At 70.7% G+C, this 13,874-nt stretch carries 17 protein-coding genes; 12 read left to right on the forward strand and 5 right to left on the reverse strand.

The window, feature by feature from the left end:
- Window positions 1–98 precede the first annotated feature (98 nt).
- The 4 genes from ACFWYW_RS21295 to ACFWYW_RS21310 are packed head-to-tail and all read left to right on the forward strand — an operon-like array spanning window position 99 to window position 3,383.
- Window positions 99–845 (forward strand): ABC transporter permease, encoded by a 747-nt coding sequence (locus ACFWYW_RS21295; RefSeq protein WP_379623071.1) that lies wholly within the window; start codon window positions 99–101, stop codon window positions 843–845.
- Window positions 845–1,630 (forward strand): ABC transporter ATP-binding protein, encoded by a 786-nt coding sequence (locus tag ACFWYW_RS21300; protein ID WP_379623069.1) that lies wholly within the window; start codon window positions 845–847, stop codon window positions 1,628–1,630. The genes ACFWYW_RS21295 and ACFWYW_RS21300 overlap by 1 nt, the downstream gene beginning before the upstream one ends.
- Window positions 1,627–2,388, forward strand: a complete 762-nt coding sequence (locus ACFWYW_RS21305; RefSeq protein WP_379623066.1) for an ABC transporter permease — start codon at window positions 1,627–1,629, stop codon at window positions 2,386–2,388. Before ACFWYW_RS21300 ends, ACFWYW_RS21305 begins: the two co-directional genes overlap by 4 nt.
- Complete coding sequence (locus ACFWYW_RS21310) at window positions 2,385–3,383, forward strand: amidohydrolase family protein (RefSeq protein ID WP_379623064.1); 999 nt, start codon at window positions 2,385–2,387, stop codon at window positions 3,381–3,383. The genes ACFWYW_RS21305 and ACFWYW_RS21310 overlap by 4 nt, the downstream gene beginning before the upstream one ends.
- Here the strand turns inward: ACFWYW_RS21310 and ACFWYW_RS21315 are convergent.
- Entirely contained in the window at window positions 3,380–3,913 is a 534-nt protein-coding gene (locus ACFWYW_RS21315) for a GNAT family N-acetyltransferase (RefSeq protein WP_379623062.1), read from the reverse strand. The genes ACFWYW_RS21310 and ACFWYW_RS21315 overlap by 4 nt on opposite strands.
- Window positions 3,914–4,169: 256 nt before the next feature.
- On the opposite strand from ACFWYW_RS21315, the gene ACFWYW_RS21320 reads away from it, so the two are divergent.
- Window positions 4,170–5,486, forward strand: coding sequence for an MFS transporter (locus tag ACFWYW_RS21320; RefSeq protein WP_379623060.1), 1,317 nt, complete (start codon window positions 4,170–4,172; stop codon window positions 5,484–5,486).
- On the opposite strand, the gene ACFWYW_RS21325 is transcribed toward ACFWYW_RS21320, so the two are convergent.
- From ACFWYW_RS21325 to ACFWYW_RS21335, 3 genes are all read right to left on the reverse strand, one after another.
- The gene (locus tag ACFWYW_RS21325; protein ID WP_379623058.1) at window positions 5,483–6,337 is read right to left on the reverse strand and encodes a MerR family transcriptional regulator; all 855 of its coding nucleotides are present in this window, start codon (window positions 6,335–6,337) and stop codon (window positions 5,483–5,485) included. The genes ACFWYW_RS21320 and ACFWYW_RS21325 overlap by 4 nt on opposite strands.
- A gap of 110 nt (window positions 6,338–6,447) precedes the next feature.
- Window positions 6,448–7,476 carry an alpha/beta fold hydrolase gene (locus ACFWYW_RS21330; RefSeq protein ID WP_379623056.1) on the reverse strand — a complete coding sequence of 343 codons (1,029 nt, stop codon included), beginning with the start codon at window positions 7,474–7,476 and terminating at the stop codon, window positions 6,448–6,450.
- A complete protein-coding gene (locus ACFWYW_RS21335; RefSeq protein WP_379623054.1) occupies window positions 7,473–7,772 on the reverse strand; it encodes an AbrB/MazE/SpoVT family DNA-binding domain-containing protein in 300 nt (99 codons plus the stop codon). Before ACFWYW_RS21335 ends, ACFWYW_RS21330 begins: the two co-directional genes overlap by 4 nt.
- A 158-nt stretch (window positions 7,773–7,930) precedes the next feature.
- On the opposite strand from ACFWYW_RS21335, the gene ACFWYW_RS21340 reads away from it, so the two are divergent.
- From ACFWYW_RS21340 to speB, 3 genes are read left to right on the forward strand one after another with little or no spacing between them, the layout of a single operon-like run.
- On the forward strand, window positions 7,931–9,358 hold the full coding sequence (locus ACFWYW_RS21340) for a hypothetical protein (RefSeq protein WP_379623052.1): 1,428 nt from the start codon (window positions 7,931–7,933) through the stop codon (window positions 9,356–9,358).
- 9 nt (window positions 9,359–9,367) lie between these two features.
- Window positions 9,368–10,606, forward strand: a complete 1,239-nt coding sequence (locus ACFWYW_RS21345) for a LysR family transcriptional regulator (RefSeq protein WP_379623050.1) — start codon at window positions 9,368–9,370, stop codon at window positions 10,604–10,606.
- A gap of 10 nt (window positions 10,607–10,616) precedes the next feature.
- Window positions 10,617–11,678 (forward strand): agmatinase, encoded by a 1,062-nt coding sequence (speB, locus tag ACFWYW_RS21350; RefSeq protein WP_379623048.1) that lies wholly within the window; start codon window positions 10,617–10,619, stop codon window positions 11,676–11,678.
- Between the two features lie 144 nt (window positions 11,679–11,822).
- Here the strand turns inward: speB and ACFWYW_RS21355 are convergent, their stop codons facing one another.
- Window positions 11,823–12,242: an STAS domain-containing protein gene (locus ACFWYW_RS21355; RefSeq protein ID WP_379623046.1), complete on the reverse strand. Its 420-nt coding sequence runs from the start codon at window positions 12,240–12,242 to the stop codon at window positions 11,823–11,825.
- Window positions 12,243–12,322: 80 nt separating this feature from the next.
- On the opposite strand from ACFWYW_RS21355, the gene ACFWYW_RS21360 reads away from it, so the two are divergent.
- From ACFWYW_RS21360 to ACFWYW_RS21375, 4 genes are all read left to right on the forward strand, one after another.
- On the forward strand, window positions 12,323–12,658 hold the full coding sequence (locus ACFWYW_RS21360) for a helix-turn-helix transcriptional regulator (RefSeq protein WP_379623044.1): 336 nt from the start codon (window positions 12,323–12,325) through the stop codon (window positions 12,656–12,658).
- 80 nt (window positions 12,659–12,738) lie between these two features.
- A complete protein-coding gene (locus ACFWYW_RS21365) occupies window positions 12,739–13,158 on the forward strand; it encodes a hypothetical protein (protein ID WP_379623042.1) in 420 nt (139 codons plus the stop codon).
- 2 nt (window positions 13,159–13,160) lie between these two features.
- On the forward strand, window positions 13,161–13,385 hold the full coding sequence (locus ACFWYW_RS21370; RefSeq protein ID WP_379623040.1) for a helix-turn-helix transcriptional regulator: 225 nt from the start codon (window positions 13,161–13,163) through the stop codon (window positions 13,383–13,385).
- 70 nt (window positions 13,386–13,455) lie between these two features.
- Window positions 13,456–13,848, forward strand: coding sequence for a beta/gamma crystallin-related protein (locus tag ACFWYW_RS21375; RefSeq protein WP_379623038.1), 393 nt, complete (start codon window positions 13,456–13,458; stop codon window positions 13,846–13,848).
- Window positions 13,849–13,874 lie beyond the last annotated feature (26 nt).

The following is a 13,874-nucleotide window of genomic DNA, read 5'->3' on the forward strand; positions in this document are numbered from 1 at the left end:
CCTGCCTCACCCGCACATCCCGATCTTGCCTCTCCAGGCTCAGCAGCGCGCTCAGCCCCTGGCGTAACGGGAGTGCCTACTCAGAAAGGTAGGGCGGCGTGACCAGGCGGGGGCTTCTGCCGTACCAGCTGCTGACGTTCGTGATCTTCGCGGTGAGCTGGGAGGTCTACGCCCGCGTGCGCGGCGGCCTGCTCATCCCCACCTTCACGGAGACCGTCGGGGCGGCCGTGAAGCTGCTGGGCAGCGCCGAGCTGTGGCAGGCGCTGTACGCCAGCAACCAGGCGCTCGTGCTCGGCTTCGCCGTCGCGGTCGGCATCGGCGTGCCACTGGGCATCGTGCTCGGCCGCTTCCGGTCGCTCGAACGCTTCGCCGACGTCTACCTCAACATCCTGCTGGTCACGCCGATGGCCGCGATCATCCCCCTGCTCGGGATGTCGGTGGGGTACGGCCTGGCCGCACGGGTCATCCTCGTCGCGATCTTCGCGATCGTGATGGTGGTGGTGAACAGCCGCGCGGGCGTCAGGCAGGTCGACCCGTCGCTGATCGAGATGGCGCGCAGCTTCGGTGCGAGCGAACGGCGGATCTGGACCCGCGTCCTCCTGCCCGGCGCCCTGCCGGCGATCATGACCGGCATCCGGCTCGGCATCGGCCGCGCGGTCACCGGGATGGTGCTCGTCGAGCTGCTCATGGTCTCCACCGCGCTCGGCGGGCTGATGCTCGAGTACCGGGGCCTGCTCAAGGCGCCGCAGCTCTACGCGACCATCGTGATCATCCTGGCGGAGGCGCTCCTGCTGATCTCCGTGGCCCGCTGGGGCGAACGCAAGCTCACCGGAAGGAGCGTCTGATGATAGAGATCCGTGGACTGAGCAAGAGCTTCGTCGGCCAGGACGGCGGCCGGGTACAGGCGTTGAGCGACGTCGATCTCGACGTGACGGAGAACGAGTTCCTGACCGTGCTGGGCCCCAGCGGCTGCGGGAAGACGACGCTGCTGAAGGCGGTCGCCGGGCTCGTCCCCGCCGACTCCGGGGAGATCCGCGTCGACGGCGCGCCGGTGCGGGGCCCCGGCCCCGATCGCAGCATGGTCTTCCAGAACTTCGCCCTCCTGCCGTGGGCGACCGTGCTGGACAACGTCGCCTTCGGCCTGGAGTTGCGCGGCGCCGGCAAGGCCGAGCGCGAGGAGCGTGCCCGTGCGCTGATCGCCATGGTGGGGCTGGCCGGGTTCGAGACCAAGCGTCCGGCCGAGCTGTCCGGTGGCATGCAGCAGCGGGTGGGGATCGCGCGGGCGCTGGCCGTACAGCCGAGAGTGCTGTTGATGGACGAGCCGTTCGGCGCCGTCGACGAGCAGACCAGGCGGCTGTTGCAGGAGGAGCTCCTGTCGATCTGGGAGGAAAGCCGGCTGACCGTCGTGTTCATCACGCACAGCATGGAGGAGGCGGTGCTGCTCGGCGACCGGGTGGTGCTGATGAGCGCCCGCCCGGGACAGATCGCCGAGATCGTGCCGGTGCCGCTGCTGCGGCCGCGTTCCCGCGACGTGGGCGCGCTCGAACGCTCCGGCGAGTACGCCGAGATCACCGCCTACCTCTGGGACCGGCTGCGCGACATGCACGAAGAGCACCGGGCGGCACGATGAGAACCCGCATCCCCGCCGCCCTCGTCAGCCTGGCCGCCGGGGCCGTCGCCTGGGAACTGATCGGCCGGCTGTCGGGTGTGCCGTTCTTCCCGCCGCTGAGCACCGTGGCCGCCCGCCTGGCGGAGATGGCGGTGGACGGCGAGATCTTCCGGAGCGTCGCCGACAGCCTGGTCAACCTGCTGATCGGCTTCGCGATCTCCCTGGTCGCCGGGCTGCTCGTGGGCGTCGCGATGGGCCGCTACCGCAAGGTGGAGGCCGCCCTCGGCGTGTACGTCTACGCCCTGCTCACCGCCCCCGCGCTGGTCTTCGCGCCGATCTTCTTCTCCCTGCTGGGAGACGGGCGCGCCTCGATCATCGCCGTCGTGATCATGTACGCGCTGTTCGTCGTCATCATCAACACCGCGTCCGCCATCCAGACGGTGTCCGCCGACCTGGTGGAGATGGCTCGCTCCTACGGCGCGAGCGAGCGCCAGATCCTGCTGCGGGTCCTGCTCCCCGCCGCGACGCCAATGATCATGGCAGGGGTACGGCTCGGCGTCGGCAGAGCCGTGACCGGCATGATCAACGGCGAGATGTTCATCGCCGTGGTCGGCCTCGGCCACATCGTCACCGAGGCCGGAGGGCGCTTCGACAGCGCGAGCGTGCTGGCCGTGCTGCTGGTCATCATCGCCGTCGCCCTGGGCGCGGTCTGGCTGGTCCAGGCCGTGGACCGCAGGCTGACCGGCTGGGTTCCGCAAACCTCGAGAGGAAGTCAATGAAGATCGACGCCTACAGCCACATCCTGCCCGCGCCCTACTTCGAGCGCATGCGCGAACTCGCCGTCGACCCCGGCGCGCTCAAGCGCTGGCTGGAACTGACCGCGCTGCACGACGTCGAGGCGCGGCTGCGGATGATGGAGGAGTTCGGCGACGGCTACCAGCAGATCCTCACGCTGTCCTCGCCGCCGATCGAACTGCTCGCCGGGCCGCGTGACTCGTCCGAACTGGCCAGGCTGGCCAACGAGTCGATGCTGGAGTTGTGCCGCGAGCACCCGGAGCGCTTCCCCGCCTTCGTCGCCTCCCTGCCGATGAACAACCCGGACGCGGCCATGGCCGAGCTCGCGTACGCCATCGACGACCTCGGCGCCCGCGGCGTGCAGGTGTTCACCAACGTGAGCGGCCGGCCGCTGGACGATCCGGCGTTCCGTCCCGTCTTCGACGAGATGGCCCGGCGCGACCTGCCCATCTGGATGCACCCGGCCCGCGGCGCCGCCTTCGCCGACTACGCCACCGAGGACGCCTCCCGGTATGAGATCTGGTGGGCGCTGGGCTGGCCGTACGAGACGAGTGTGGCCATGTCCCGGCTGGTCTTCTCCGGCCTGTTCGAACGCCATCCGGGCATCAAGATCATCACGCATCACATGGGCGCGATGATCCCCTACCTGGAGGGCAGGATCGGACTGGGGTGGAGCGACCAGCTCGGCAGCCGCACCGAGGGGGAGGTGCTCGACGAGACGTTGCCCAAGGGGCTCCTGGAGTACTTCCGTAACTTCTACGCCGACACGGCGTTGTCGGGTTCCGCGATCGGGATGCGGTGCGGGCTCGAGTTCTTCGGTCCCGGGCACGTGCTGTTCGCCACCGACTGCCCGTTCGACCCGGAAGGCGGGCCCATGTACATCCGCGAGACGATCAAGGCGATCGGCTCGCTCGGCCTCTCCCCGGACGCCCGCGACCGGATCTACCACCTCAACATCAGGTCCATGATCGGGCTCTAGCCGGACAGGTCGCCCTGGCGGATGCGATAGGCCTGCAGGGTGAGGTCGTAGTACTTGGACGTCTCGCCCACCCACTGCATGCCCAGACGCTCGGCCGTGGCGATGGCGCGCCGGTTGGCCGGGCGGGCGACGGCGAACAACTCGTCCACGTCCTGGGTGAACGCCCAGGCGATGAGCGCGCGGGCGGCCTCGGTGGCGTAGCCGTGGCCCCACGCCCTGCGGTCCAGCTGCCAGCTCACCTCCAGGTCCTCCTCGTACGGCGGGAGCAGCCGGATGCTCAGCCCGCCCACCACCTCGCCCCCCTCACGGAGCTGGACCGCCCACCGGCCGCGCGGCTTGAGCAGGTTGGGCTGCGCCTCCTGCCAGGCCTGCAGGACGGATCGCATGCCCGCCACGTCCTCGACGCGGTGCATGGCCGGGGTGAGCCACCGGGTGACGTCGGCGGAGCCGTAGATCGCCAGGGCCGCCTCGGCGTCGTCGGCCGACCAGTCCCTGATGAGCAGACGGTCGGTGGCCAGTGGCATGTCCATGCGCGAGTTCCTCTCCGTGGGGACGGCTCTCCTGAGCTTCGCATGGGCTCGCGGGGCGGGCCGTACCGGGGGACCCCTGGTAGCATGCACGGCATGTCTGGCGCTTCTGCCGCGGCTGCCGCCGCCGTGACCAGGACGCTCCGCTAGCGGCGGGGCGTTCCTCCTTCACTTTCCGCTGAACGATCCGTCGCTTCGTGCCGCCCGAATCTCTCTCGCGCACCGGAGCGTTCTTGTGTCGTCCCCTTTTCGTTCTTCCGTGCGGCCGTGGCTGGTCCTCGGCTGCCTGTCCATGCTGCAGTTCCTCATCGCGGTCGACGTGACCGTGGTCAACATCGCGCTGCCGTCCGTCGGCGCCGAGTTCCACGCGGACGCCCGTCAGCTGACGTGGGTGGTCGTCGGATACACGATCACCGGCGGCGGCCTGCTGATGTTCGGCGGCCGCCTCGGCGACGTGCTCGGCAGGCGGCGCGTCCTGCTCGGCGGCACGGCCCTGTTCGGGGCCGCGTCGCTGCTCGCCGGCCTCGCCCCGTCCTTCGCCCTGCTCGTGGTGGCGAGGCTCCTGCAGGGCGCCGGTGAGGCGCTCGCCCTGCCCGCGGCCATGGCGGTGATCGTCCTCATGTTCCCCGAGGGGCCGCGCCGGTCCCGGGCGCTGGGCGTGTGGGCCGCGGTCGCGAGCACCGGTCTCGTGCTCGGGTTCGTGCTCTCCGGCGTGATCACGCAGCTGCTCGGGTGGCGCTGGGTCTTCCTCGTGGCGGTGCCGTTCATCCTGTTCGTGCTCATCGCCACGCTCCTGCTCGTCCCGGCCGACCGGCCGGGACGGCGGGTCCCGCTCGACCTGCCCGGAGCTCTGCTGCTGACCGCGGCGCCGCTGCTGTTCGCGTTCGGCGTCGCCGGAGACACCGGCCTCGCTTGGCTGCCGCCCGTGGCGCTGGCGGGGGCGGTGCTCGCCGGGGTGCTGTTCGTCGCGGTCGAACGCCGCGCGGGCAATCCGCTCATCCCCGCCGGGTTCTTCCGCGACCGGGCGCGGGTCAGGGCCAACCTCGCGACCGCGCTGCTCAGCGCCGCCCTGTCCACCTCGTTTCTGCTGTTCACCTACTACCTGCAGGACCGGCTGAAGCTCAGCCCGCTGACGGCCGGGCTCACGCTGGTGCCGCTCGCGGTGGCCCTGGTCGCCGCCGCGACGTTCGTGCCGCGGCTGCTCGGCCGGTGGGGCGCCCGGGGCAGCGCCGTCGCGGGGATCGGGTGCACCGCGCTCGGGATGGCGGCCATCGCGCTCGTCGTGGGCGCCGGAGCGGGCGCGCTCGCGATGGTCCCGGCGATGGTGCTGATCGCCGCCGGGATGGGCTTCGGGCTCGTCGGGCTGCAGTACGCCGCGGTGGCCGGGGTGGGCGAGAACGACGCGGGCGTGGCTTCCGGCGTGCAGCGCGCGGCCGATCAGCTCGGCGGCTCGACCGGCATCACCGTGTACATCGGCCTCGGGGTCGCTCCCGGCCTCGCCGACCCGTTCGTCACGAGCGGCGTGCTGGCGATCGCGGGTCTCGCCGTCGCCGCGGTGATCGCCCGGGGCGTTTAGGCCGTGTTCTCCTCCTGGGCGGCGAGCCCTTCGGCCAGTTCCATGCAGCGCAGGCGGGCTGGGGAGAGGTCGTAGGGCACCTTGCCGGTGGCTTCGAACGCGCTCATGGACCCTTGCTCCGCCTCATCAGGGGCGTCACGGGAATCCCAGAGCGCGTCGTCGCTCTCCGCCAGGCTGGAGTCCTCGATGACGGCGTGCAGCACCCTTTCGAAGGCGTGCCGTTCTGCGGCCACCCGGGCCACCCGGGGGTCGTCGACGGCGATCGTGTCATCGAGTGCCTCCTCGGCGGCATCCACCCGGTCGGAGTCCTCCCGCAGATCCGGGTGGGTGGCCAGGGCGATGAAACGGGTGGCCTGGACGGCCGCGCCGAGTGGGCCGAAGATCCGCTCGGTGACCAGCAGGCTGTCCAGGTCCGCCTGGCGCAGGGAGCCCTCGGGCAGGCTCTTGAGGCGGTCGGCGACGAAGTCGGAGAGCAGGCCCATCCTGCTGCCCTCGGTGCGCATGCGTCCCACGGCGGTCCGTTGCCGGCGCAGTTCCGCTTCCTGGGTGACGAGGGTTTCCTCCAGCCGTTCCAGGACGCTCGCGATGCCGTCGTCGCCGCCTTCGGAAGTCGTGTCGGCGAAGGCGGCACGGATGTCGTCCAGGGCGATCCCGGCATCGGCCATCCTGCGGATCCACAACAGCCGGATCATGTCGTCGTAGCCGTAGCGGCGGCGATCGTCGCCGCCGCGCGCGGGCTCGGGGAGCAGGCCGATCTCGTGGTAATGACGGATCGCCCGCGGTGTCGTGCCGGCGAAGGCCGCCGCGTCACCGATCTTGACCTGGCGCGGCGGGATGAAGGACGAGTACATGAGCAGGAGCCTTCCTCAGTGGGACGTAGGTCCACCGGATCACATGCCGCTACGGAAGGTGCAACCCACGACCCCTCTGCCACCCGTCAAGGCGCGCGCCGGTACCCAACCTAACCGCTTCTGCTGGGAAGCCTTGCCGCGAAATCGGTCAGCGCGGCGGTGAACGCGTCCGGCTTGTCGCCGTGGATCACGTGCCTGGCGTCGATCCGCCGGTAGACGGTCTGCGGCGCGAGCTCGCGTACCCTCCGCGCGTCGTCGTCGTCCATCGCGCCGACCAGCCCGTGGTTCTCGTAGCGGTTCCAGTTGGCGTGCAGCAGCAGGACGGGGCAGGACGTCGCGCGGAGTGCGGCCTCGTGGGAGAAGTCGCCGTAGAAGCGGCCGTCGAGGAAGGCCTGGGCGAAGTCGGGATCGAACATCGACGCCGCCCGCACCATCTCCTCAAGCGACCGTGGCAGCCACCGGACGCCCAGGCTCGCGGGGCGTCCGGGGTGCCGCCGCCGATGCCGGGCCACCAGCCGGTCCAGCAGGCCGACGAGCCGGTCCGGCATCCGCACGGACCTGGTCTCCGAGACGGGGATCTCCTGGCGGTAGATGCCGGCGACCCGCCGCGGGTCGAGGTCGCCGAGCACGCTGACGGCGTGCGCGAGACTGCCGTAGACCCACCGGTCCCGGTCGCGGAAGCGCGGCATCTCGGCGGAGAAGATCGGCGGGTCCTCCAGCACGATCGCCGCGACCTCTTCCGGGGTACGGCTCGCGCACCACAGAGCAAGGACGCCGCCGGAGGAGTTCCCGCTGACGATCGCCGGCCGGCCGATGACCTCGCGCAGCAGGCGGGCCAGGTCGTTGCCCGCGGAGTCCCAGGAGTAGTCGCCGGGTGTCCAGGAGGAGTTTCCATGGCCCCGGACATCGACGGCGAAGACCGTGAAGCGCCGTGAAAGCTCCGGCATGACGCGGCGGTAGCTGCTCCACAGGCTCATCTGGCCGGGGACGAGCAGAAGCGGCACCCCGGCCTCCGGCCCGCGGACATAGCTGATGACCGTGCCGTCGAACGTGGCGAACTCCTGCCGGAACCCGGCCCGCGCCAGCGCGGGCGGCAACGGCTCTCCTTGCCCTTCGAACGGGTTGCGGTAGCCGGTCATCTCTCCGGCTCCTCGTCCTGCACGGCTTCTTGCGCGGCCTCGTGTGCGGTTTCTTGTACGGCTTCTTGTGCGGTTTCTTGTGCGGCCAGCACGCCGCCGGCGAAGTTGCGGAATCTCTCGTTGTCGACCAGCGCGATGCCCTGCTTGCGGTCCACGAGCACGAGCAGGGTGTCACCCGGCTGAAGGTCGAGCAGGTCCCGCGCGTCCTTCGGGATGACGATCTGCCCCTTCTCCCCGATCTTCACCGTGCCCACGATGTACCGGCCGTCCGGCCCTTCGATCATCTTTCCGGCCATATGCCCTCCTATGCCAACTAGTCGCATCGTACCCACTTTTCCAACTAGTTGGCATCAGACTCTGGTCGGACAGAGGCGTACGAGGTCCTACCAGGGGAGCACGCAGGTCTGGACGTAGAGCTGATGCCCGGCGCGGCGGTGATCCGAAGAATGGGCGGGTGACGATTCTCGGGCTGTCTCCCCTGGAGATCCTTGCCGTACTGGCCACCGTGGCACTGGTGCTGGCCCGCTGGCTCCCGCCTCCCGCGCGGCGGCCGGTCGCGACGGCGGCCGGGGCCGTCTTCGCCGTGTGCGCGGTGGTGCTGGTCGTGTCCGGTGTGCGCTGGCAGCTCGTCCCGGTGCTCGCCGCCGGCGGAGTGGCGCTGGCTTTCGCGGTGTTCGTGCTGATGAGAGGGCGGACGGGGCGGCCGGTGCGCAGGGCCCGATGGTGGGCGGCGCTGCCGGGGGCGGTGGCCGGGCTTGGCCTGGTCGTGGCGGGTACGGGGGCGTCGTGGGCGTTGCCGCTGCCGGTGTTTCCCCGGCCGCCGGGGGCGTACGCGGCCGGGACCACCGTGGTGCAGTGGACCGACGCCGACAGGGACGAAACCGCCACCGCCAAGGCGGGTGACCAGCGGACGGTCGTCGTCCAGCTCTGGTACCCCTCCGGTGACTCCACGGGCGCCCGGCAGAGCCGCTACCTCGGCCGCACGGCGGAGGAGGCGCGGATCGTGGCCGGGGGCGCCGCGGACTATCTCGGGGTGCCCGGGTTCATGCTGGACGAAGTCGCGCGTGCCCATGCGCGTTCGGCCCCGGAGGCTCCGGTGGCGGGCGGGAGCGAGCGGTTTCCCGTGGTGCTCTTCTCGCCGGGGCTTGGCGGGGTGCGTACCCAGAACACGGCCTGGGCCGAGGATCTGGCCAGTCGCGGGTACGTGGTGGCGGGGGTCGACCATCCGTACGACTCGGCCGTGGTCGTGCTCGACGACGGCAGGGCCGTACGTACGCGGCTGGCGGCCACCGGTGACGACGCGGAGGACGAGCGGCGGGCGGCCGGATGGACGGCGGTCCGCGCGGGCGACCTCAGCTTCGTGCTCACGCAGCTCGGCCGGATGCACAGCGGCGAGATCCAGGGCCCGCTGACCGGGCGGCTCGACCTGGAACGGGCCGCGGCGACCGGTCACTCCCTCGGCGGGGCCGCCGCGCTGCAGGCCGCCCGGCAGGACGCGCGGTTCGCCGCGGTCATCGTGCTGGACGGCTACCCGCGCGACCCCGTCGCCCGGCCGTTCCGTCAGCCCGTGCTCGCACTGACGCACGACATCGGGCCGGGGGAGGAGCAGGACTACCTCTCCCGCCTCACGCGGGTGCTGGACCTCAGCGAGGCGGCGAGCTACCGGCTCACCGTCCCCGGCTCGGCCCACCTGACCTTTACCGACGCGCCCCTGTACCTGCCGCCGCTGCCCTCGCTGATCGGCTCCGCCGGGCGCACCGCCGGCCCGCGGCTCACCTCGGCGGTCACCACCGCGTTCCTGGACGCCACGCTGCGCGGCAAAGGGGGCGATCTGGCCAAGACCCTGTCCGCGTACGGCGAGCTGACCACCTACCCTCCATAGCATGTATGGATGATGGATCTACGCCAGTTCCACGTGCTGAGGGCGATCGCGGTCAGCGGCTCGCTGGCCGGGGCGGCCCGCCGGCTCCACTACGGCCAGCCCACGATCAGCTACCACCTCGACGCGCTGGAGGCCCACCTCGGCGCCCGGCTGGTCGAACGCGGCCCCACGGGCGCCGTCCTGACCGACATCGGGGCGATGGTGCTTGAGCACGCGGCGGACGTGCTGGAGCGGATCGAGACCGTGGAGTCGGACGTGGCGGCGCGCCTGGCCCACGGCGTGTCCACGCTGCGGGTCGGCGCGTTCACCACGGCGGCGACCAAGCTGCTGCCCGGCCCGCTGCGACGCGCCACCCAGGGCAGCGACGTCCGGATCGAACTCACCGAGGCCGAGCCCCTCGACCTCCTCACCCGGCTCCGGGCCAGGTCGCTGCACTGCGCCCTGATCTACGACGTCGCGGCCACCAAGGCCGGCCACGTCGCCGCCGCGAAGTACGGCCACGGCTCGGGGATGGACCACAGCCTCGGCTCGGGGGCGGAGCACGGCCACAGCCCGGGTGTGAAGCCTGCCCACGGTTCGGGTGTGGAGCACGGGCTCGGGTCGGGGGTGGCGTCTGGCCTCGGGTCGGGTGTGGAGCACGGGCTCGGGTCGGGGCTGGGCTCGGGTGTGGCGCCCGGTGGCGACTCGGGGGTGGAGCCTGAGCCTGGCTTCGGGTCGGGGGTGAAGGCGCGTGGTGGCGTGCGGGTGAAGGGTGGGGCGGGAGCGAGGGGGCGTTATGGGGCGGATCTGCGGGTGCGGACTTTGATGGACGATCCCTACCGGCTGCTCCTGCCCAGGGGGCATGCCCTGGCCGCCGGTGAAGGGCCTGTCGATCTCGGGTTGCTGGCCGGCGAGGGGTGGATCATCTCCAGCGGCTCCTACGACCCGAGCGACCAGACCCTCTACGCGACCTGCCAGTCCCTCGGCTTCCGTCCCCGCATCGCGCTGCGCGCCGACAACTACAGCGTGATCCACGGCTTCGTCGGCGCCGGGGGTGCGGTGGCGCTGGTGCCCGAGCTCGCCTTCGAGCAGGGGTACGACGTGGTCTCCCGCCCGGTGCTCCAGGACGTGGGCGCGCGCGGGATCCAGTTCGTCACCCCCGCCGGGCCATGCCCCGCCGTCGTGGACCGGGTCTGGACCGAGCTGCATAGAGCCTATGGAGGTGGTGCAGAAAAGCGGGGCGTTCCGGATCAGGACCGGTCGCTGTGAGGATGCGGCCATGACCCGATTCGGCGCTATGTACGGTCCTGATCTCACCTTCCTCGGCGTCCCCGCCTGCGACCTGGACGATCCGGCCTCCTGGGAGGAGGCAGAGGTGGTCATCCTGGGCGCGCCGTACGACGGAGGAACCTCCTACCGCGCGGGCGCCCGCTTCGGCCCCGGCGCCATCCGGCAGGCCTGCTACCTCGAACACGACGGCGTCCGCCCGTCGCTCGCCCTCGGCGTGGACGGCCTGCTGGACCTGCGGGTGAAGGACGCCGGTGACGTCATGATGTTGGGCGGTGACGCCTATGCGGCGCACGCCGCCCTGGAGCAGGCGGTTCACACGGTCGCGGCGGCCGGCAAGATCCCGCTCGTGATCGGCGGCGACCATTCGATCGCGCTGCCCAACATCACCGGCGTCGCCCGCGCGGCCGGGTGGGGCAGGGTGTCGGTCCTGCACTTCGACGCGCACGCCGACACCGGCGACAGCTCCTACGGCACGCTCATCGGGCACGGCCAGCCCATGCGCCGGCTCATCGAGTCGGGCGCGGCCAGGGGCGACCGGTTTCTGCAGATCGGGCTGCGCGGCTACTGGCCGGGGCCGGAGACGTTGCGCTGGATGGCCGACCAGGGGATGCGCTCGTACGAGATGACCGAGATCGTCGAGCGCGGCCTGGCCGAATGCCTGAGCGAGGCGGCCGAGATCGCGCTGGACGAGTGCGACGCCGTGTATCTGTCGGTGGACATCGACGTCGTCGATCCGGGCATGGCACCGGGAACGGGCACCCCGGAGCCGGGCGGCCTGACCTCCCGCGAACTGCTGGACGCGGTGCGGCGCCTGTCCTACGAGCTGCCGATCGCCGGCGTCGAGGTGGTCGAGGTCGCCCCCGCCCATGATCACGCCGACGTGACGGCCATGCTCGGCAGCCGCGTCGTGCTGGAGGCACTGTCCGGCCTGGCCAGGCAGCGCGCGGAGAAGCACGGACAACTGCAGCCATGGGACCGCGGCGAGCCCCTGCTCAAAAGGCACACGATGTCACCCGGTGACGGGTCCGCGGTGACCGGCTCGTGCCCGTGACGCGTTGCGCACCGCATGTCACGTGATGTCGGGCGATGGCGGGTCCGCGGTGACCGGCTCGTGCCCGTGACGCGTTGCGCGCCGCATGTCATGTGATGTCGGCCGATGGCGGGTGTGAGGCAACCGGCGGGCCCCTGCCGCGTGTCAGGCGATGTCGGCCGAGGAGGGGTCGGCGGTGGTCAGGCCGGAGGCTTGGAGTGCTGTTTCGAGGGTGGGGTGGATGTTGAACTGGCGGTACGCGCCGGTGACCTCCAGGATGCGGGCGGGCCGGGGCTGCACGGTGGCCAGGTGGAGACTGCCGCCGTGCTGGCCGGAGCCGGCTCTCAGATGCAGGAGCAGGCTCAGGCCGGTGCTGTCCATGAAGGTCAGCCCGCTCAGGTCGAGGACCAGCGGCAGCCCCGGCTCGGTGTGGCGTTCGGCGACGTAGTCCGCCAGCTGCGCGACGTTGCCGGCGTCCAGCTCGCCGGTGACGGTGATCAGCGTGCCACGCAGCATGCTGACGGTCATCAAGGACAACGGCGTCATCACGACCTCGGTGATCTCCCGGACAGAAACCCTGCTCAAACGGCGTCACTCTACTCTATGGGTGAATGACAATACAGGAAAGATGTTTCAGTATACGATGTTCCTATAACAGTCGTCACGTGAGGGACGAGAGAGTGAACGCCGTGCCCGAACCTCAGGGTGAAAGCCCGCCCGGCTGGACCTTCCTCACCCACCACGCCCGGGTCCTGCTGGAGATCGCCCGCGATCCCGAGGTGAGGCTGCGCGACATCGCCGCCACCATCGGCATCACCGAGCGCACGGTCCAGGGCGTCGTCAACGACCTGCACGAAGCCGGTTACCTCGGCCGCGAAAGAGTCGGCCGCCGCAACATCTACACGCTCAACCCCGACCGGCACTTCCGCTACCCCACCGAGTCCGGCATCGCCGTCCGCCACCTCATCGAGATCTTCACCAAACGCCGGCGGCCCGCCTGATCCATGTTAAGAATCTTTGACATCATGTCCAAGGTGCTTTACCTTGGCGATGTCGGCTTTTCTTTACATGGAGGAGTGTCATGTCCACCGAGGAGAAACGGGTGTGGGCGTACGCGGCGGTCGCGCTCGCGATCCCCGTCGTCTACTTCACCATCGTCCTCCGGCAGCTGCCCGGCGCGGACGTCACCCGGATCACCTACATCCCGGCCCTGCTCACCGCCATCGGCGTCGCCGTACTCGCGAACATCGTGGCGTCGATCGCCACCGCGATCGCCGCGCCGAGGGAGGCGGGCCTGAAGGACGAGCGCGACGCCTCCATCCGCCGGTACGGCCAGCGGGCCGAGTACTACGTGCTGGCCGCCGGCGTCGTCGGCGTGTTCGCGCTGACCCTGGCCGGCGCCGCGCACTTCTGGATCGCCAACGCCCTTTACCTGGCGTTCGTGCTGTCGGCCCTCGCCTCGGCGATCGCCCGGATCGTCGCCTACCGCAGGGGTTTCTGAGCATGGTCAAGCCCACCAGGGTGACGAACTCGATCCGCGCGCTGCGCTTCGCCAGGGGCGAGATGACGCAGGCGGACCTGGCCGAGCGGGTCGGCGTGACCAGGCAGACCGTCATCGCCATCGAGCAGGGCCGCTACTCGCCCTCGCTGGAGATGGCCTTCAAGATCGCTCGCGCGCTGGGCGTCAAGCTCGACGACGTCTTCCAGTACCCGGAGGACGGCGACTGACGGCGGTGTTCCACGGTGGAACGGGATGTCACGCCCCTCTGATGACATTCACTCTCAGAGGAGGCACCTCATGCGCAAGCACCTGCCGGCGATCCTGGCCGCGGCGGCGACCGTGGCCGCGCTGACGGGCTCCGTGCCCGCGCAGGCATCGGTCGGGACCCTCATCCTCGGCCAGAACCAGTCCCTGGGCGGGCTGAACTGGACCTTCAGCGAGACCAACGGCAACCTCTCACCGACCGGCAGCGACGACCGGGCCAGCTCCCTGCGGGTCACCGGCAACTCGGCCTGGGTCGTCTACCAGCACGACAACAACGGCGGCCGCGCCTACTGCGTGCTGCCCGGCCAGAGCATCAGCGACCTGCACCACCGGTGGTGGCAGTTCGGCGACACAATCTCCTCGGTCCAGCGGCTCATCGGACCGAACTGCTTCCAGTTCCCCATGTTCCTCAGCACGACTCTCTGACCCGGGCACGCGCCTGGATAGGGTCG

It is taken from the genome of Nonomuraea sp. NPDC059023 (genome assembly GCF_042740095.1).
Taxonomy (GTDB): Bacteria; Actinomycetota; Actinomycetes; order Streptosporangiales; family Streptosporangiaceae; genus Nonomuraea.